22 protein-coding genes are annotated in these 18,619 nt (G+C 64.4%); 3 read left to right on the forward strand and 19 right to left on the reverse strand.

Going from position 1 to position 18,619, the window contains the following annotated elements; all coding sequences use genetic code 11:
- Positions 1-91 precede the first annotated feature (91 nt).
- The gene (gene alaS, locus NOG11_RS11060) at positions 92-2,728 is read right to left on the reverse strand and encodes an alanine--tRNA ligase (protein ID WP_256619824.1); all 2,637 of its coding nucleotides are present in this window, start codon (positions 2,726-2,728) and stop codon (positions 92-94) included.
- A 354-nt stretch (positions 2,729-3,082) separates the two neighbouring features.
- On the opposite strand from alaS, the gene NOG11_RS11065 reads away from it, so the two are divergent.
- Positions 3,083-3,658: a VPLPA-CTERM sorting domain-containing protein gene (locus tag NOG11_RS11065; RefSeq protein WP_256619825.1), complete on the forward strand. Its 576-nt coding sequence runs from the start codon at positions 3,083-3,085 to the stop codon at positions 3,656-3,658.
- Between the two features lie 94 nt (positions 3,659-3,752).
- On the opposite strand, the gene NOG11_RS11070 is transcribed toward NOG11_RS11065, so the two are convergent.
- From NOG11_RS11070 to NOG11_RS11155, 18 genes are all read right to left on the reverse strand, one after another.
- A complete protein-coding gene (locus tag NOG11_RS11070) occupies positions 3,753-4,286 on the reverse strand; it encodes a hypothetical protein (protein WP_256619826.1) in 534 nt (177 codons plus the stop codon).
- 55 nt (positions 4,287-4,341) lie between these two features.
- Positions 4,342-6,120: a sensor histidine kinase gene (locus NOG11_RS11075; RefSeq protein ID WP_256619827.1), complete on the reverse strand. Its 1,779-nt coding sequence runs from the start codon at positions 6,118-6,120 to the stop codon at positions 4,342-4,344.
- A 770-nt stretch (positions 6,121-6,890) separates the two neighbouring features.
- Positions 6,891-7,622: a hypothetical protein gene (locus NOG11_RS11080; RefSeq protein WP_256619828.1), complete on the reverse strand. Its 732-nt coding sequence runs from the start codon at positions 7,620-7,622 to the stop codon at positions 6,891-6,893.
- 163 nt (positions 7,623-7,785) lie between these two features.
- Positions 7,786-8,151 (reverse strand): HesB/IscA family protein, encoded by a 366-nt coding sequence (locus tag NOG11_RS11085; RefSeq protein ID WP_256619829.1) that lies wholly within the window; start codon positions 8,149-8,151, stop codon positions 7,786-7,788.
- Positions 8,148-8,273, reverse strand: coding sequence for a hypothetical protein (locus NOG11_RS11090; protein WP_256619830.1), 126 nt, complete (start codon positions 8,271-8,273; stop codon positions 8,148-8,150). Before NOG11_RS11090 ends, NOG11_RS11085 begins: the two co-directional genes overlap by 4 nt.
- Complete coding sequence (locus tag NOG11_RS11095) at positions 8,270-8,449, reverse strand: hypothetical protein (RefSeq protein ID WP_256619831.1); 180 nt, start codon at positions 8,447-8,449, stop codon at positions 8,270-8,272. Before NOG11_RS11095 ends, NOG11_RS11090 begins: the two co-directional genes overlap by 4 nt.
- A 3-nt stretch (positions 8,450-8,452) precedes the next feature.
- Positions 8,453-8,908, reverse strand: coding sequence for an SUF system Fe-S cluster assembly protein (locus NOG11_RS11100; protein ID WP_256619832.1), 456 nt, complete (start codon positions 8,906-8,908; stop codon positions 8,453-8,455).
- Between the two features lie 6 nt (positions 8,909-8,914).
- Complete coding sequence (locus NOG11_RS11105) at positions 8,915-9,250, reverse strand: hypothetical protein (RefSeq protein WP_256619833.1); 336 nt, start codon at positions 9,248-9,250, stop codon at positions 8,915-8,917.
- Positions 9,251-9,253: 3 nt separating this feature from the next.
- On the reverse strand, positions 9,254-10,474 hold the full coding sequence (locus NOG11_RS11110; RefSeq protein WP_256619834.1) for a cysteine desulfurase: 1,221 nt from the start codon (positions 10,472-10,474) through the stop codon (positions 9,254-9,256).
- The gene (locus tag NOG11_RS11115; RefSeq protein ID WP_256619835.1) at positions 10,471-10,863 is read right to left on the reverse strand and encodes a hypothetical protein; all 393 of its coding nucleotides are present in this window, start codon (positions 10,861-10,863) and stop codon (positions 10,471-10,473) included. Before NOG11_RS11115 ends, NOG11_RS11110 begins: the two co-directional genes overlap by 4 nt.
- Positions 10,860-11,309, reverse strand: a complete 450-nt coding sequence (locus tag NOG11_RS11120; protein ID WP_256619836.1) for a DUF1810 domain-containing protein — start codon at positions 11,307-11,309, stop codon at positions 10,860-10,862. Before NOG11_RS11120 ends, NOG11_RS11115 begins: the two co-directional genes overlap by 4 nt.
- Positions 11,299-11,661, reverse strand: coding sequence for a hypothetical protein (locus NOG11_RS11125; RefSeq protein WP_256619837.1), 363 nt, complete (start codon positions 11,659-11,661; stop codon positions 11,299-11,301). The genes NOG11_RS11120 and NOG11_RS11125 overlap by 11 nt, the downstream gene beginning before the upstream one ends.
- Positions 11,658-12,911 (reverse strand): SufB/SufD family protein, encoded by a 1,254-nt coding sequence (locus NOG11_RS11130; RefSeq protein WP_256619838.1) that lies wholly within the window; start codon positions 12,909-12,911, stop codon positions 11,658-11,660. Before NOG11_RS11130 ends, NOG11_RS11125 begins: the two co-directional genes overlap by 4 nt.
- Positions 12,912-13,029: 118 nt before the next feature.
- Complete coding sequence (gene sufC, locus NOG11_RS11135; RefSeq protein ID WP_256619839.1) at positions 13,030-13,779, reverse strand: Fe-S cluster assembly ATPase SufC; 750 nt, start codon at positions 13,777-13,779, stop codon at positions 13,030-13,032.
- A complete protein-coding gene (locus NOG11_RS11140) occupies positions 13,773-14,138 on the reverse strand; it encodes a hypothetical protein (RefSeq protein WP_370468274.1) in 366 nt (121 codons plus the stop codon). Before NOG11_RS11140 ends, sufC begins: the two co-directional genes overlap by 7 nt.
- Positions 14,138-15,664, reverse strand: coding sequence for a Fe-S cluster assembly protein SufB (gene sufB, locus NOG11_RS11145; RefSeq protein WP_256619841.1), 1,527 nt, complete (start codon positions 15,662-15,664; stop codon positions 14,138-14,140). Before sufB ends, NOG11_RS11140 begins: the two co-directional genes overlap by 1 nt.
- A complete protein-coding gene (locus NOG11_RS11150) occupies positions 15,664-16,833 on the reverse strand; it encodes a cysteine desulfurase family protein (protein ID WP_256619842.1) in 1,170 nt (389 codons plus the stop codon). Before NOG11_RS11150 ends, sufB begins: the two co-directional genes overlap by 1 nt.
- Complete coding sequence (locus tag NOG11_RS11155) at positions 16,830-17,255, reverse strand: Rrf2 family transcriptional regulator (protein ID WP_256619843.1); 426 nt, start codon at positions 17,253-17,255, stop codon at positions 16,830-16,832. The genes NOG11_RS11150 and NOG11_RS11155 overlap by 4 nt, the downstream gene beginning before the upstream one ends.
- 177 nt (positions 17,256-17,432) lie before the next feature.
- Between NOG11_RS11155 and NOG11_RS11160 the strand changes: the two genes are divergently transcribed.
- Entirely contained in the window at positions 17,433-18,101 is a 669-nt protein-coding gene (locus NOG11_RS11160) for an alpha/beta hydrolase (RefSeq protein ID WP_256619844.1), read from the forward strand.
- Entirely contained in the window at positions 18,094-18,516 is a 423-nt protein-coding gene (locus tag NOG11_RS11165) for a DUF1330 domain-containing protein (protein ID WP_256619845.1), read from the forward strand. The genes NOG11_RS11160 and NOG11_RS11165 overlap by 8 nt, the downstream gene beginning before the upstream one ends.
- Positions 18,517-18,619 lie beyond the last annotated feature (103 nt).

The raw sequence follows: 18,619 nt of genomic DNA on the forward strand, positions 1-18,619 counted from the left end.
CAGTGGCTGCTGCAAAAGACTTCGCTAGCGGAGAGTCCCCCTCCGCCCTTCGGGCAACTCCCCTTGATAGGGGGAGGAGGAACACCCATCGCTACCCCAGCCTCGCCTTCACCGCTTCCAGCGCCGACTTGGCGCCGCCTGCGTCCGGCCCGCCGCCATGGGCGAGGTCGGGTTTGCCGCCGCCGCCTTTGCCGCCGAGGGCCTCGACCATCGCCTTGACCAGCTCCGGCGCCGGGTGGTCACTGGTCAGCGACGGCGAGACGCCCACCGACGCGGAGGCCTTGCCCTCGTTCACCGCGACGAAGGCGGCCACAGCCCGGTCCGACTTCTTCAGCGCGTCGGCGATCATGCCCCTAAGCTCCTTGGCCGGAACGCCTTCGAGGACAGCTGAGGTGAAGTCGATATCGCCGACCTTCTCGGCGCTGGCAGATGCGCCGCCGGTGGCGGCTTTCTTGCGGGCGGCGACGAGTTCCTTCTCCAAACGCTTCTTGTCGTCCTGGAGCGCCTCGATGCGGGCGGTCAGCTCGTCCGGGTTCGTCTTGAGGGCAGCGGATGCCTTCAGCGCCGCGCCCGCCTGCGCCTTGAGGTAGCGCCTTGCCGCCTCGCCGGTCACCGCCTCGATGCGGCGGATGCCGGAGGCCACGGCCCCTTCGGAGACGATCGCAAAGAGCGAGATGTCGCCCGAGCGCTCCACATGGGTCCCGCCACAGAGCTCCACTGAGTACGGACCTTCGCCGGAGGGGTCGCGTCCGAGGCTCAAAACGCGCACCTCGTCCTCGTATTTCTCGCCGAAGAGCGCCATGGCGCCCTCCTCGATCGCCTGGTCGTAGGGCATCAGCTTGATGACGCCCTCCGCGTTCTGCTGGATCACGGCGTTCACCTCGGCCTCCACCGCGTCGATCTCCCCGCGGGTCATCGCCTGGTGGTGGCTGAAGTCGAAGCGCAAGCGGTCGGGGCCGACGAAGCTGCCTTTCTGAGTGACGTGCTCGCCGAGCACATTGCGTAGGGCTGCATGAACCAGGTGAGTGGCGGAGTGGTTGGACATGACCCGGCGGCGGCGGGCCTCGTCCACGGACAGATTGATCTCTTCACCGACTTTCAGCGTACCGCTCTCGACCTTGCCGAAGTGGATGTGAAGGCCCGCCTTCTTCTTGGTGTCGGTGACGGTCAGCTTCGCGCCGCCATCGGTCGAGGCCGTCCCGGCGTCGCCGGTCTGACCACCGCTCTCGCCGTAGAAGGGCGTCTGATTGGTGACCAGGCTGATCTCGTCCCCCGCCCTCGCCTCGTCCAGCCTGGCGCCGTCCTTGATGATCGCCTGCACGGTTCCGGCGGAGCTGAGATGGGCGTAGCCGATGAACTCCGTCGGCCCCGCTTCGTCGGCGACCTCGTAGAAGACACGCTCCTCCCCTGCATCGCCGCCGAACTGGCCGCTGGCGCGTGCGCGGGCCTTCTGCTCAGCCATGGCGGCGTCGAAGCCCTCCGCGTCGAGCTTGTAGCCCTGACGCCGCAGCGCGTCCTCGGTCAGGTCCACCGGAAAACCGTAGGTGTCGTACAGCTTGAACGCAGCCTCGCCGGGAAGCGTGCCGCCGTCGGCTAGCTTGTCCGTCTCTTCACTGAGGAGTTTGAGGCCGCGGGTGAGGAGGCCTGCGAACTTCTCCTCCTCCAGGCGCAGCGTATCGGCGATCAGGTTCTCCGCGCGCACGAGCTCGGGATACGCCCCGCCCATCTCCCCCGTCAGCACAGGCACGAGACGGTGCATCAGCGGGTCCTTGGCGCCAAGCACCTGGGCGTAGCGCATGGCGCGTCGCATGATCCGTCTCAGGACATAGCCACGCCCCTCATTGGAGGGGGTGACACCGTCGGCGATCAGGAAGGCCGAAGAGCGCAGATGGTCGGCGATGACCCGGTGGGCGGCGCCCGCCTCCCCTTCCTCGCCCGTGCCGGTCAGCTCGCGGCTCTCGGCGATGATCTTCTGGAAGAGATCGATCTCGTAGTTGGAATGGACACCCTGGAGGACGGCGGCGATTCTCTCCAGCCCCATGCCGGTGTCTATGGAAGGACGGGGCAGCTCTTCGCGGGTGCCGTCCTTCTGCTGATCGAACTGCATGAAGACGAGGTTCCAGATCTCGATGAAGCGGTCGCCGTCCTCATCCGGAGAGCCCGGAGGGCCGCCGGGCACGTCCTCGCCGTGGTCGTAGAAGATCTCCGAGCACGGACCGCAAGGACCCGTATCGCCCATGGACCAGAAATTGTCGGAGGTGGGAATACGGATGATCTTCTCATCGGGCAGCCCGGCGATCTTGCGCCACAGCCCCGCTGCCTCGTCATCGGTGTGATAGACCGTGACCAGAAGCTTTTCGGGGCTGATGCCGAACTCCTTCGTGATCAGCGACCAGGCGGCATCGATGGCCTCCTCCTTGAAGTAGTCGCCGAAGGAGAAGTTACCGAGCATCTCGAAGAAGGTGTGGTGGCGCGCCGTGTACCCCACATTGTCGAGGTCGTTGTGCTTGCCGCCCGCGCGCACGCATTTCTGCGAGGAGGTGGCGCGGGGGCTAGGCGGCGTCTCCTTGCCGGTAAAGATGTTCTTGAACGGCACCATGCCCGCATTGACGAAGAGCAGCGTCGGATCGGACTGGGGCAGAAGCGGCGCGGAGGGGATGACCTGATGGTCCCTCCCCTCGAAGAACTGCAGGAAGGTGCGGCGGATGTCGTTGACGGAGGCGCTCATGCCGGGGGGATTAGGCGGGCTCTGCGCCTTTGCCAATCGGTTTGGTGGCGGGTTGGTTTGAAGGTCTTAGCTGAGAAGAGGCAGTGCTTCCGGGTGTGGGACAAAGCGTACGGTGCGAGCTGCGATCGGGGCCGCCCCGCGGAGCGCATGGCCATTCTCGTGGAGGGTTTCGGAAGCCTCGTTGGAACCGAGCCTACCACTAGGGGTTTAGTACGGCGCTACAGCTTCACCGAGGCAACCTTACGTCCCGCTCATGTCTTTCACGAGACGGGCACCGGAGCTGTCCGATCCGCAACTATCTCACGAATTTCCTGTCTCCATACTTGTGGTTAACCATAGTGAGAAGGGAACACCATGAAACTTATCGCAGCACTCGCCTCCGCGACAGCTCTCATCGGCTTCGCACATGCAGGCACCATCACCTCGTCCAGCATGCCCGGCGACGACATGCCCGACCTCGTGGTCGGTGAGGCCTCCCTCGCCATCTCCGGCGAAGACTTCGTCCAAGGCGAAGAGGTCTTCTACTCCGAGACCTTCCTCGCAGGACCGATCGCGGCGGGTGCCACCGCCGTCGCCTCCGTCATCTTCCCCTTCCCGGAAGGTCCGGCTGGCTTCGACAATCTGATCCTCAGCATCACGTCCTCCGCTGGTACGTTCGACTTCCAGATCACCGAGGATGTGGAAGATGGCGGCACCACGCCGGGGGCTCAGCTCACCAACACGTTCGCGTTCAACGTCGCGCCTGGTGAGAACTTCACGGTCGACATCGTCGGCAGCGCCGTCTCGACCGGTGAGGCCAACGCCTCCTTCGAGTTCGCCTTCTCCGCATCGGAAGTCCCCCCGGCCGGTGAAGTCCCCGTTCCGGCAGCCGCCCTGCTGATGCTCGGTGGTCTGGCCGCCATGCGCACGGTCCGCGGTCGCAAAGCCTAGGCCATCGTTCAGGTGAGGAGGCTTCTTCTCACCTGACGCCGTCCCCCATCGACCGAACCAGACGACCCCGCGGACAGCCATGTCCGCGGGGTTTTCAGTTTTTCCGGACTTTCGTCGTCAGCTGCCCATCTGCCGCCAGACGCCGAACTCCAGCCCCCATCACATAGTCCACCGGTCCGGCCAGATCCTTGAGCCCCGTTCCCTTCGATCCAGCGACGACATGGGAGGAGGTAATCGTCGTGCCGCCCCCCTCCGCCGGGCTGAGCCTGATCGTCCAGCGGCAGTCCGCAGCGGTGGAGATAAGGGGGCCGAAGGGGGCGGAGAGAACTAGCTCCTCGCCCTTCTTGGAGAGCAGCACCTGGCCGTGAATGACCGAACCTCCGTCCCAGTCCTCACGCCAGTAGGCGCCTGCCTCTTCGCCCATAGAGAGGTTCCCGGCGTCGCCGGAATAGGTGTGGTCGGGGTCCCACCACTCAGCGGGCTGCATCAGGCGCTGCCAAAGCTCGCTCGGCGCCAGCGGTGATACCGCCTCGTGGCTCAGGGTGAACCCTGTCTCCGAAGAGGAGACCACCTCGGCGGAAGCGGTCGAGGCGGTCACGGCGGCCAGGATCGGCAGTAGGTTTCTCATCAGAACCAAGATGCCCAAAGCCCTCACGCCAGTCGAGTCCGGCAGGCGTGTCAGCTCAGCCTGGGAAAGAGATGGTCCACGCCGTACCCGCGCCGGAGGACTGCACGAGGGCCTCGCCGCCGATCTGCTCGGCGAGGTCGTGGGTCAAGCGGACGCCGAGGGAGGATGTCTTGGGCTCCTGCGCCGAGAAGCCCCTGCCGTTGTCCACCACCTTTAGGGTGTGGCCGGAGGGGCCTTCTTCCAGAACGATGTCGATCCGCCCTCTTTCGTCCGAGAAGGCGTGCTTGAAGGCGTTGGTGGTCAGCTCGCATGCCATGAGACCGATGGAGGCCGCCTCGTTCACGCCGATATAGACGGGCTCGGACCGGCTCGTGAAGGAGATCGACGCCTCGGGGAAGATGTCGGCCAGATACGCCGTCACCTCTTCCAGATAGTCGACCAGGTCGATGCGCCGGTCCGAGGACTTGGCGAACAGGTGGTTCTGCAGCAGACCCATGGCCCTGATCGCCTGCTCGATGGAGCCAGCACCGGCTTGCCCGCCCCTGCGTCGCCGCTCCGTCCGCAGCAGGCTGAGAATGATCTGAAGGTTGTTGCTGGACCGGTGGTGGAGCTCGGAGAGCAGCATCTTGCGCTCTTCCAGGGCGTCGCTGATGACGACGTTCTGCTGTTTGGAGCGCTGCCAGAAGGTGAAGGCCAGCGCCGACAGCCCGGCAAAGCCGAAGGCGGTGAACCCCGCGAAGGTGGCCGCCCGGAAGCGCCGCTGCGCGCGCCGGTCCGCTTCGACCTGACGCCGGCGAGCCACGGCCAGATCGCTCTCCATCCGCACCGAATCGAGCCTGACGCGGGCGAAGGCCAGCGCGTTCTCCCGGTAGACGTCGTACTGCAGCTCCATCGCGTCGAAGGCGCTGGTGAAGGCCTCCACCGCCTCCGCCTTGCTGACCAGAGGAGCATGAACCTGCGCGTGGAGGAGCAGCATGTCCGCGGTCTTGGCCGGATGGTCGAAATAGTCCGCCCCCGCCTTCTCCTCGAAGCTCGCGATCGAAGCCAGCATCCTGCCGGTCGCGCTGCGAGCTTTGTCCACATCCCCCTCCGCCAGCGCCAGCTTGGCTGCCAGGAACCAGGCCTGAACCAGCCCCAGATCGTAGCCTGCCTCCTCGGCCAGGACGACCGCGCGGCCGAGTGGTGCGGATGCCGCCTCAATGTCGCCCAGTCCGAGATGTCCCTCCGCCAGCGTTAGAAGGGGGAAGACGGCCCGCCGGTCTTCGCCGTAGGCCTCCACCGAGGCGGCGGCGAACCCGACGGCCTCTTCGAACAGGCCCTGCTCGACGGCCAGTAGTCCTTGAAGCTCCAGAACCCGCGGCACGGCGAACGCGTCGTCGACCAGGGGAGCGAAGCGCGCCGCCGGGCCGACGAGCTCCCTCGCGCCCTCATAGTCTCCCGTTTCGATCAGGGTGATCAGCGCCAGGGTCATCGCCTTGAAGGCTGCCGAGGACGGACGCTCGAGATCGGCCTCGCTGACGAGCTGAAGGTGGATGTCGAAGGCCTTGGCCGTCTGACCGAGGGTCGCGTAGATGCCCGCAAGCTCGCTCAGGGCTTGTTCGCGCCTCGCCTGCATTCCGGCAGCCGCGTAGAGTTCGGTGGCCCTGGTCAGCCTTTCCGCCGCGTCGGAGTAGTTGCCCGCATCGCTCGCATCGGCGGCCATCCTCATCAGCCGGTCGGCCTGCTCGACGGGCAGCTCTTCGTTCTGCGCGTGAGCCGAAGACCCAGCGACCACCAGACCGAGCCAGACCAGAACAACAGTGCCGAGCATGCTGAAGCGGCTCTGTTGCAGCACGAGACATCTCCTGGTGCGGCACACCACCTTGCTCCGAGGCCGTTCAGGCCGACGCAACAACCGAAAGTGGACCTCTAGGCGGCAGAGCTGCAGAAGAGCTCGGGTCCAGTAAGCACCGGACCCCGTCGCCGTTCAACCCGGAGCACGCAAGTCTCGGTCAGCAAGAAGCGCAGTTCTTCGGTGAAGGTGTCGCGGAAAGCTTCGTTCGCAGAGAGGAGCTGCTCGGACAGCGCGGCGCTAGAGAACATGGCGCTGATAAGTCTCTGTCCAAGATGCGAAGCGAGAGGACCTGGGCACCCTTCGGCGTGGCCAGTGGCAAGAGGCTCATCGCTTCACCCCCAATGAAAAGGCGCTCGTCTCCTTTACAAAGGCCGCTGCCCCCTCCGCCCTCCGGGCACCTCCCCCCCTACGTAGGGGAGGAAAAGCAGAAATGAGGTTTCGCCCCTATTCCGCTCCCCCTCTTTGAGGGGGAGCTGCCGGTAGGCTGAGGGGGAGGAAGCAGCAGGGGCTTAGGTTTCCGTCTGTCTGCAAACTGTACAAACGCCAATGAAAAAGACGCCGGGCGCTGAACCAGCGGACCCGGCGTCTTCCTTTTGAAGCCAAAGNAGCAGGGGCTTAGGTTTCCGTCTGTCTGCAAACTGTACAAACGCCAATGAAAAAGACGCCGGGCGCTGAACCAGCGGACCCGGCGTCTTCCTTTTGAAGCCAAAGGTGTTTCAGGGGTTCACCCAAGGCCGCTCAGGCAGTCCCCCCGCCCAAGTCTTGTTGCCTCAGGCCGCAGCCTTCCTGCGGCGGCGCAGGACGAGGCCGCCGAGGGCGGGCGCGAAGAGGAGCGCCGCCGCCGGGACGGGCACGGCGTTCGGGTCGATATCGACCAGCGAGGCGGAGGCGCTTGTGAACGTTTCGAAGCTAATCGTGGTGCTGCCCCCACTCGGATCGGCTGAAATGATCGCCGCCAGCGCGCCGAGATTCGAAACCGAGAAGTTCGTCGACGCAAGGTCGCTCAGATCGAAATTCGCCGGATCGAAACCGCTCAGCAGCTCAAAGCGGCTGTCGGTGAAGAGGTTCAGACCCTGCTGGGTCTGCGAGCCGATGGCGAGAGAAAGAAGGCTGGTGTTCACAGACGGCGCAAGGGGCGTGAACCGCAAGCCCTGGCTGAAGTTGAGCGAGGGCGCATCCGGCCGGGCGACCTGACCGAAGGTCGCGCGGTCGAGCTCGAGGGCACCCAGTCCGATCGAGGCGCTGGTCCCTTCGGACACGTCTGTTAGGGTCAGCGAAAACGCCGTCACCGCCTCTTCCGCGTCGAACAGCGCCGTGTTGCCGCCAGCCCCTGTCCTACCGACGTTGGACGCCTGGTCATCGACGGTGAAGGTGAGGTCGAAGGTCGTCTCGCCCGACTGGGACTGACCCTGGAAGTTGAACTGGATCAGCCCGGCATGCGCGGCGCCGAAGGCCATGGCGGAAGCCGCACCGAGGGCGGCAACGGTCTTGAGTAGTTTCATCGTGGTTTCCTCTACCAGCCGGGGTGAGAACGCCCCCCCGGATAGGGCCGAGGCGCGTTCCCCGAGCTCCCCCCGGATGTACCCCTCACTAGGCAAGGCGCGAGAAGCCCGGAAAACCCGTCAGAATTTTTTCAGGTTTTGGAAACTTTTTGACGAAGCCTGCCTAAACGGCGGCGGCAGGCACGATGGTCACGCTCTCGCCGCAGCCGCAGGCATCGGTCTGGTTGGGGTTGTTGAAGACGAAGCGCGAGGAGAGCTTCTCGGTCACGTAGTCCACCTCGGTGCCGAGGAGGAACAGGATCGCCTTGGGGTCGATCAGAATGGTGACCCCCCGGTCCTCCACCTTCTCGTCCAGGGGCGCCGCCTCCGTCGCGTAGTCGAGCGTGTACTCCATGCCCGCGCAGCCGCCGTTCTTCACGCCGATGCGCACGCCAATAAACTCGTTGTCCGCCCGCTCCATGATTGCCTGCATCCGGGCGGCAGCACGGTCGGTGAGGGTGATGGCCTGGGGTCTTGGTCGTCTGGTCATTTGCCGAGCCTCTTGGCACGTTTCTGTTTGCGAATCTGCCACATGGCGAAGGCGAAGCAGCCCATGAAGAAGGTGAAGATCATCAGCGAGAGGGTCAGAGCCTCCGGACCAGTGATGGTCATTCGTCGTCTCCCAAATGGATCACTATAACATAAGCAGCCAGTAGCATGGTTAAACCCAACGCTAGGATCATGATGCGGAAGGCGTTACTGTCGACATTCGCCAGGAACGCGCCGCCCGCCAGCACAAGACCGAAGCGGCGCAGATCGTCCGACAAACTCTCCAAAAACTTCTTCAACGCCTACATCCAGCCGAGCTCGAGCTTCGCCTCCTCGCTCATCCGCTCGGGGCTCCAAGGCGGCTCGAAGGTCATGTTGACCGAGACCTCTTCGATGCCGTCCACGCGCAGCACCGCGTCCTCCACCCAGCCGGGCATCTCGCCAGCCACAGGGCAGCCGGGGGCGGTGAGGGTCATGTCGATGGTGATCTTCGCCCCGCGCTCGTCGTTGGCCGGGTCGAAGTCGACCTTGTAGATCAGCCCCAGCTCGTAGATGTCCACCGGAATCTCGGGATCGTAGACGGTCTTGAGCGCGCCGACGACCTCCTGGGTCACGTCGGCGATCTGGACCTCGGTAAGGTCCCTCAGAACGCGCGTGTTCGCAGGCACGGCACTCGCCTCCTCCGCCGGTGCGGAGAGGTCGATGATGTCCCGCGCGCCGGTCTCGGGGTCGAAGTTCTGGTCGGTTTGTTCGGTCATAACTGGTTACTTCCGCGCATCGGCAATGTCATTCTGATGATATGTTCCACGATTGGCGCGATAGAAGACTCTTCTCATCACCAACAGTGCGGTAAAATTGAAAGCGCCTGCTATCGCAGCAAACCATAGTGGAAAATCAATGTTGTCCGCATCAGGCAGCCAACTTACCCCGATAGCCAGTAGGAAGCCGTACCCGCCTCCCATCAACCCCATCAGTGCATAAGGAGGCCGTTGGTCTGCAGGTAGTTCACTCCATAAAACGGCCCTTGTGAGTAGAAAGATACCGCCCGCTAGGGCACCAAGACCGATCAGGATGGGTACTAGCTCCTGAATAACGCTCATCGCTCAGCTCAACAGATCGTGGGCCTTGCGGCAGCTTTCAACTAGCCGCTCGACCTCGTCATGGGTGTTGTAGGCGGCGAAGCTGGCACGGGCCGTGGCGCTGACGCCTAGTTTCTTCATCAGGGGCTGGCAGCAATGGTGCCCGGCCCTCACCGCCACGCCCTGGCGGTCGAGGATGGTGGAGACGTCGTGCGGGTGGATGCCGCGCAAATTGAAGGCCACCACGGGACCCTTGTCCTTCGCCTCGCCGTAGAGCTCGATGAAGTTCGTGGCCCTGAGCGCCTCCATGGCGTGGTCGGTCAGGGCACGCTCATGGGCACGAAGGCCCTCAATGTCCTGCGCCATGATCCATTCGAGCGCCGCGCCGAGGCCGATGACCTCTAGGATGGGCGGCGTGCCCGCCTCGAAGCGGTGGGGCGGCACGTTGTAGGTGACGCGGTCCTGCTCCACCACGTCGATCATCTCGCCGCCGCCCCGATAGGGGGGCAGCCGATCGAGGATCGCACGCTTGCCGTAGAGAACGCCGATGCCGGTAGGGCCGTAGGTCTTGTGCCCAGTCAGCACGTAGAAATCGACGCCGAGGTTCTGGACATCCACCGGTCCGTGCACGGCGGCCTGACAGCCATCGGCGAGGATAATGGCGCCGTGCAGATGGGCGATCCGGGCCATCTCCTTCACCGGCGTCACCGTGCCGAGCACGTTGGACTGGTGGGTGATGGCGACGAGCTTGGTTCGCTCCGTAAACAAGGAGGCGTACTGATCGAGGTCGATCCGCCCGTCGGCATCGACGTCCAGCCATTTCAGCACCGCGCCCTTCCGCTCACGCAGGAAATGCCAGGGTACGATGGTCGAGTGGTGTTCCATGACGGAAAGGATGATCTCGTCACCCTCCCCGATCTCCTCCTGACCCAGCACATTGCCGACGAGGTTCGCCCCGTCCGTGCCGCCCATGGTGAAGACGATCTCGTCCGTGGACGCAGCGTTCAGGTAGCACCGCACCGTCTCTCGCGCCGCCTCGAACGCCGCCGTCGTCTCGTTGGCTAGCGTATGCAGCCCCCGGTGCACATTGGCGTACTGCCCCGCCATCGCGCCGGAGATGGCATCGATCACCGCCTGCGGCTTCTGAACCGAGGCGGCGTTGTCGAGGTAGCAGAGCGGCTTTCCGTGCACCTCGCGGGAGAGGATCGGGAACTGCTCGCGGATGGTTTGAACGTTGAAGGTCATGGTTGATCGCAAAAACTTGTAGAGTGAGGTGTGTTCGACGAAATGACGTCAGCAACGAGGATCCAGCGTTCCGCCGCCATGCCCTGCCAATCGCTCCAGGCGCCAGTAGCGCGCAAGACTTGGTCTTGAGAAGCAGCGACGCGGCTTTTCAGAACGATGTCGCGGACCCCAGACTTCCCATTACCTTCGAGATCGCTCCTTACGTTGTCGTCGATGGCTCTTACCAACCACCCTCTGGACTCACCAAAAGGGATAAAGTCGTAAGCTTCTAGACCTTTGACGAACTGACCGCGATGGACTTCCATGGGTCCGTAAACGATACCGTCAGTCCACGTAATAAAGGGTTCCTGTGTTAGGAGCGTGACAATAGCGGCGAACAGAACGTTCACTTGGAAACCCTTCTCAACGTCTTCTCATCCCGCTCCCCGCCGCAGAACGCTTCCAGAGCCTCGCCGAACAGCGCCCCGCCCCCCGCTGCTTCGAACAGCGTCACCGAGCTTCTGAACTTAAGGTCGTCCGGCTCCCAGAAGATGTCCTTCAGCGCTTTGTCCCGATGCTGCATCACCGCCCCGGTCGCCTCGCGCAAACGCGGCCCGAGCACATCGTGCGCCAGGTAGCGCTCCGCCTCCTCCGTGCCGCGCACGGCGTAGCGCTGGGCGATCTCGCTCTTCCCCAGACCCTCGATCTGAGGAAAGACGAACCACATCCAGTGCGTCTCCTTCCGCCCGGCGCGTAGCTCCTCCAGCGCGCGGCCATAGGTCCCCGCATCGTTCTGCGCACGCACGAACCGCTCCAGATCATGCTTGTCTACGACAGAAGGTGCGTCAGCAGCCATCCTGGCCCTCCGGAAGCGGCTCTGACGAGACGATCCGTGTCACGAGGATACGCGTCTCATAGGCGCCCAGGTGACCAAAGCCCTGCTGCAGCTCCAGGCTGTCTTCGTCCTGCTCTGCCTTCTGCTCTATATCACCCTCCACTTCGAGGATGACCGAGCCGTTGAGGCCAGGATGATGATCACCCCAGACATCCGTACCTTTCGTTTCCAACCACAAGGCCGTGCCCGCGCCGCAGGGGGTGAACTCGCTCACCTCGAACCCGGCCGTGTAGACCCCCCGAACCGTACGCCCCTCATCGGCGCTGGTTGCTGCGCTACAGGCGGCAAGGGCGAAGATCATCAGGGCTTTCATAGGGTTCTCTCCGTCAGTAGACGTTCGAAAGCGGAGCGCACGGCATCGTCGCTGATACGGTCCAGCACCTCGGCAGCAAACGCCTCGATCAGAAGGCCCCGCGCCTCCTCTTCCGGCACACCGCGCTGGCGCATGTAGAAGAGGGCGTCGGGGTCGATGGCGCCCGCCGTGTTGCCGTGGGCGCATTCGACATCGTCCGCATAGATCTCAAGCTCGGGCTTCGCATTGATCTGTGCGCCCTTCGAAAGAAGAAGCGCGTGGTGCGCCATCTGCGCATCGGTCTCCTGCGCGCCGCGCTCGACCAGGAACTTGCCTTGGAAGACACCGCGGCTACGCCCCCCGGCAATCCCCTTAACGAGCTGATCGGCCTGTCCACCCTCACCGGCGAAGGTGAGGTGCGAGGTGATGTCCGTGTGCAGCGCATTGTCTAGGCGGTAGAGAGCATCGGCCTGCATCTCGCCCGCGCCGAGCTGCACGGCGCGGGTCTCGTGGCGAGCGAGATGGGCGCCGAGGGCGAGGACGCTCTGCTCGACCTTCGCCTTTCGCTCGCCCTCTTCCTCCGCCAGCCGCAGCTCGGCCGTATGCACGACAACCGCCTCGGAAGCTGCAGGTTGAGCGACGTAGCGCTTGAGGGTGGCCCCGGCGTCTACCTCGATCTCAGTGCGGCTGTTGACGAAGGGGCTGCCGGTGACGTCATGGGTTTCGAGCAGGGTCGCGGTCGCACCCTCGCCCACGGTCAGGTAGATGCTGTCCACGTGCCGACCTTCTCCGTCCGACAGGCGGCGGACCGCCACCTTGTGCTCGAAACCCGGCAGCACGCTGATGCTGACGAGAGGAGCCGAAGCGGCGAGCGCCGACAGCTCGTCGCCAGGGGAGGCAGCCTCCGGCGCGCGGCCTTCGTCGTAGAAGCTCAGCACCAGCCCGTCCTCGACCACATAGGTGACGCCGATCTTCTCCCCCTCATGGAGGATGGGCTTCGGCTCCACACCGCGCGGCGCTTCGGGGCAGCCATTGCGCAGGGTAAGGACGGTCGCGCCGTCCGTCGGCAGGATCGGCTGGGGATCTTCCCCTCGAAACTCACCCGACGGCTCCCGCGCCTCACGCAAGGCGCCGCGAAGGTCCGACCACTTCCACGTCTCCGTCCGCCGCGAGGGCAGGCCGCGCGAGCGCAGGACGGCGGTCAGCTCATCCTCCGGCAGGTCGGCGAAGAGGCGGTCCTCGAAGGCCGTGAGGGTGATGGGGCTGCTCATCTTATCTCTCCCTGGGGAGAGATCGAAGGCGCAAAGCGGCTTCGAGAGAGGGGGCTCCCCTCTCCCCAAATCCAAGATTTGGACCTCTCCCGAGGGAGAGGTGGATGCAGCACCCAGCTCACGCCGCCTCCTCCGCAAACTGTTCGTAGCCGGACTGCTCCAGCTCCTGCGCCAGCTCCGGCCCGCCCGAGTGGACGATGCGGCCGCCAGCGAGGACGTGGATGCGGTCGGGCTTCACGTAGTCGAGGAGACGCTGGTAGTGGGTGATGACGAGGAAGCCGCGATCCGGTCCGCGTAGGGAGTTCACCACCTCACCAACCATCTTGAGGGCGTCGATGTCGAGGCCGCTATCGGTCTCGTCCATGATGGCGAAGCGCGGCTGGAAGAGCGCCATCTGCAGCATCTCCATGCGCTTCTTCTCGCCGCCGGAATAGCCGTCATTGAAGGGGCGCTTGAGCTTCTCCGGGCTAAGGCCAACGGTCTTCGCGTGCTCGCGGAAGACCTTGAGAAACTCCGCCGAGGACATCTCTTCCTCGCCGCGCGCCTTGCGCTGCGCGTTGAGGGCGGTGCGGAGGAAGTTCATGGTGGCGACGCCGGGAATTGCGGGCGGGGACTGGAAGGAGAGGAACATGCCCCTAGCCGCCCGCTCGTCAGGACCCATCTCGAGAAGGCTCTCGCTGTCCAGCGTCACGTCGCCATGGTCAGGTTCGTACCCGTCCCGCCCGGCCACGGTGTAGCTCAAGGTCGACTTGCCCGACCCGTTCGGCCCCATGATGGCGTGGACCTCCCCCGCCGGGACCGAGAGGTCGAGGCCGTTGAGGATGCGGTTGCCGCCGAGGGTGAGGTGGAGGTTGTTGATGGTTAGCATTGTTCGTCCTTGCGGAACTCGGCGACGATACGAATAGCGCCGCGAATGTGATCGTTGAATTCAGGGAGGTCCTCGGCAGGAACCCAAAGCTCTTCGTGACGGACTGCGCCCACGACCTTGCGCTCGAACCGCGAGAGATAGTCGGCGTCGACATCGAATGCGGTCACGTAGCCTACGCCATCCCTGTTGTACCGCGTGTTCCAGCTCTTCGCAATTTCCTCCGCATAACCCTGATTGGTCACCGGGTAGAAGATCGGCTGCTCCGGCAAACGAGGCGGAAAGCGTCGCATGTCGGTGGCCTTGATCTTCTCCAGTTCTGCAGAGCCGACCGGTCGGAAGAGCGTGGTGACAGACCCCATCACCCCACACTCCCCTCGAGGCTCACCTGCACGAGCTTCTGAGCTTCCACCGCGAATTCCATGGGGAGCTCCTGAAGAACCTCCTTACAGAAACCATTGACGAGCAGCGCCACGGCTTCCTCTTCGTCGAGGCCACGCGACTGCGCGTAGAAGAGCTGGTCTTCGGCCAGTTTGGACGTCGTGGCCTCGTGCTCCAGGATGGCGGTATTCGACTTGTCCTCGACATAGGGCACCGTGTGGGCGCCGCACTCGCCGCCGATGAGGAGGCTGTCGCACTGGGTGAAGTTGCGGGCGCCCTCAGCCTTGCCGTGGATCGAGACGAGGCCGCGATAGGTCTGGTCGGACTTGCCGGCGCTGATTCCCTTGGAGATGATCCGCGAACGCGTATTCTTGCCCAGATGCACCATCTTGGTGCCAGTGTCTGCCTGCTGATGGTTGTTGGTGATGGCGATGGAGTAGAACTCGCCCTGGCTGTCGTCGCCGCGCAGGATGCAGGACGGGTACTTCCACGTCACCGCCGAGCCGGTCTCGACTTGGGTCCAGGATACCTTGCTCCGTACGCCGCGGCAGTCGGCGCGCTTGGTGACGAAGTTGTAGATACCGCCCTTGCCGTCCTTGTCGCCGGGGTACCAGTTCTGGACGGTGGAGTATTTGATCTCGGCATCGTCGAGCGCCACCAGCTCGACCACGGCGGCATGGAGCTGGTTCTCGTCCCGCATCGGCGCGGTGCAGCCTTCAAGGTAGCTGACATAAGCGCCCTCATCGGCGACGATCAGCGTACGCTCGAACTGGCCGGTATTGGCCTCGTTGATGCGGAAATAGGTGGAAAGCTCCATCGGGCAGCGCACGCCCTTCGGCACATAGACAAAGGTGCCGTCGGAAAAGACCGCGCTGTTGAGCGTCGCGAAGTAGTTGTCCGTGACCGGCACCACCGAGCCTAGATACTGGCGCACCAGCTCGGGATGCTCACGGACGGCTTCGGAGATCGACATGAAGATCACGCCCGCCTTCTGAAGCTCCTTCTGGAAGGTCGTCGCCACACTGACGCTATCGAAGACAGCGTCCACCGCCACCTTCGGCTTGTCGCCGCCCGTGCGCGCCTCGGCGGCGCTGTCCGCCGCACCCTCGACACCGAGCAGCACCTCCGCCTCGCGCAGGGGGATGCCGAGCTTCTTGAAGTCCTCGAGGATCTCCTCGGGCACGTCGTCGATGCTTTCGTACTTCGCGCCAGCTTTGGGCTCGGCGTAGTAGTAGTGGTCCTGATAGTCGATGGCCGGGTAGGAGACATTGGCCCAGCGCGGCTCCTCCATCTCCTGCCAGCGCTTGAACGCAGCCAAGCGCCAGTCGAGCAGCCACTCCGGCTCCTCCTTCTTGGCGCTGATGAAGCGCACGGTCTCCTCGGTCAGGCCCTTGGGGGCCTTCAGGCTCTCGATATTGGTGGTGAAGCCGTATTTGTAGGCGGAAAGCTCCTCCACCTGCTCCACGGTCTTCGCGTCGATGCCTTCTTTATACTGGAGATCAGCCATTATGCGGCCCTCGAAATGATGCGTTCATATTCGCCTGTCCAGACGGACAGGAAGCGCTCGGCGGCATCCTCCGGCGTGTTCCAGCCGAGGGAGATGCGCAGCGCGGTCTGGGTCTCCTCCTCAGGCACGCCCATGGCGCCGAGGACGGAGGATTTCTTGACCTTGCCCGAGCTGCAGGCAGAACCAGCGGAGACGGCAATGCCGCCAAGATCGAGGCTCATCAGCGCGGTCTGGGAGGAGAAGCCAAGCGCGGTGATGAGGGAGGTGTTGGGCAGGCGCGGAGCTTCGGTGCCATGGGCTCTCACGCCGCTAGGAAGACCAGCTTCGATCCGGTCACGGATGACGGCGAGCTGCTGATACTCGGCCACCGAAGCCACCTCTGCCAACTTGCCGAAGCCTGCAATGGCCGGAATGTTGTGCGTGCCCGCGCGGCGGTTTTCTTCCTGACCACCGCCGCCCTGTGTCGGCTCGATGCCGAGACCAGGCGTGACGACCAGCGCGCCCACCCCTACCGGGCCGCCTGCCTTGTGGGCCGACAGCGCGAGCATGTCCGCGCCGAGGGTGGAGAAGTCGATCTCCACCTTATAGAGCGCCTGAACAGCATCGACGAGGGTGTAGCCCCCTGCCCGCCGAACGATCCGCGCAGCTTCCGCGATGGGGTGAATGACCCCGGTCTCGTTGTTGGCTAGCATGGCGCAGAGGAGGAAAGGCCCCTCCGTTTGTGCATCATAACGGGCCAACCGCTCCTCAAGCCAGGCAAGGTCCAGCGTGCCGTCGGTCAGTACGGGAACGGTCTCCACCGGTACGCCAGCTTTTGCAGCAGCAGCAGGAACAGCGGGGTGCTCGGTGGCGGTCACGAAAATGCGCCGCACCTTCGGCCCGCCACGCACCACACCGAGCACGCCCAGATGATCGCTCTCTGTCCCGCCGCTGGTAAACACCACGCTCTGCACAGGCGCCGAGATACTGTCGGCCACGGTCTTCCGCGCGCGCTCCAACATCTGCTTCGCCGCCCTACCCTCTGCATGGACGGACGATGGGTTGCGCGGCGCCTCCATCGCCTCGAGCATGGCGTCGCAGCACGCAGGCCGGAGCGGCGAGGTGGCGTTGTGGTCGAGGTAGAGGCGCTCCCGGCGCTCGCCCCCGTGGCTGGAAGAGTACAAGGTCATGCCGCCGGCTCCCGCTCCGCAGCGCCCACATCGGCCAGTGTACGCGCTTGAAGCCAGCCCTCGATATGGCCGTCGAGATCCATCCACAGCTGGTGGGTGAGGCAGCGGGCGCTGGTGCCCGTGCAGCCCATATGCGCCCCTGGCTGGCACGCCGTCGAGCGTACCTCCTCTTCGACCGCATCAACGATAGCGGCAAGGCTGATCGCCCCTGGCGCCTTGGCCAGGACATAGCCGCCCTGGGCACCGCGCTGGCTCTCCACCAGACCGGCCCGACGGAGCTTTCCGAAGATCTGCTCGAGGAAAGCGAGCGAAAGACGCTGCCGCTCGGCCACCTGGCTCAGCGGCACGGGCAGGCCCTCACCGAAAGCGGCCAGGTCCGCCATCGCCGTCACCGCCGTCCTTGCTTTCGCTGCGAGCTTCACGCCAGCCTTTCCCGCCCTATCTAGAACGAAGTGGCCATCACGGCCTGATGGTGGACACCGGAACTATTTGTGGTATCCGCCGCCTTTTCCGACTGCGCAGGTAGGATTTCCGACCAGGCAGGTCAAGATTGGAGCGCATGGCAGGTTGCCGCGCTTCCTGCAGCGATGGAGAGCCCTTTGGCCGAAGTCATCTTCCCCGGTCCCGACGGACGTCTCGAGGGGCACTACCGCAAGGCTCGCGAGGACGGCGCGCCGATCGCGCTGATCCTTCATCCCCACCCGCAGTTCGGCGGGACGATGAACGACAAGATCACCTACGAGATGTACCACATGTTTGCGCGGCGAGGCTTTGCCGTCATGCGGTTCAACTTCCGCGGCGTGGGCAAGTCCGAGGGCGAGTACGACCAGGGCCAGGGCGAGCTGTCCGATGCCGCCACCGCCCTCGACTACCTGCAGCAGCTCAACCCCACCGCGCCCTTCGCCTGGGTCGCGGGCTTCAGCTTCGGCGCCTATGTGGGCATGCAGCTCCTGATGCGGCGGCCGGAGATCGTCGGCTTCATCTCGGTCTCGGCGGCGGCGAACCTGTTCGATTTCAGCTTCCTCGCCCCCTGCCCCTCCTCGGGCATCGTGCTGCACGGCGAGGCGGACAAGATCTGCCCGCCGCAGCTCACCAAGGACACGATGGAGAAGACCCGGACCCAGAAGGGCCGCAAGATCGAGTTCGAGGTGGTCCCCGGCGCCGACCACTTCTTCAGCCAGCACCAGGAGGCGCTCATGGAGGCCTCCGCCCGTTATCTCGACCGCCGGTTGGAGGAGCCGCCAGAGGGGCACCTCTTCGATGAGTAGCGGCATCTTCATCGACCCCGAACGGGATCAGTTCCGGGCCTTCCGTGATCTGAAGATCGAGGGTCCGGTGCAGATGCTGAACCTCATCAAGCTGAAGGGTGAGGCCAGCTACGAGGACGGGCGCGGCGGCACCGGCGAGGAGGCGTACGAGGCCTACTCGAAAGCCTCCGCCCCCTTCTTCCAGGACGTAGGCGGAAAGATCGCCTGGCGGGGCAAGCCGTTTTTCCCCGTGATCGGACCCCAGGACGAGGTCTGGGACCTAGGCTTCATCGCCGAGTACCCGTCCAAGGACGCCTTCCTCGGCATGGTGAAGAACGAGGGCTACCAGGCCATCGTCTTCCACCGCCAGGCAGCGGTGGAGACTTCCCGCCTCACCTGCTTCGGCAAGTCCGAAAGCGGCGGCCTGTTCGGGTAGAACACCCTAGCGGAAAGAGCCCCCCTCGCCGCTGCAGTCTGCCTATCTCCCATACCCACCCCCGTCATCCCGGAAGCGCGTGAGCGCTATCCGGGACCCATGG

It is taken from the genome of Parvularcula maris (assembly GCF_024505085.1).
GTDB classification, from domain to species: domain Bacteria; phylum Pseudomonadota; class Alphaproteobacteria; order Caulobacterales; family Parvularculaceae; genus Parvularcula; species Parvularcula maris.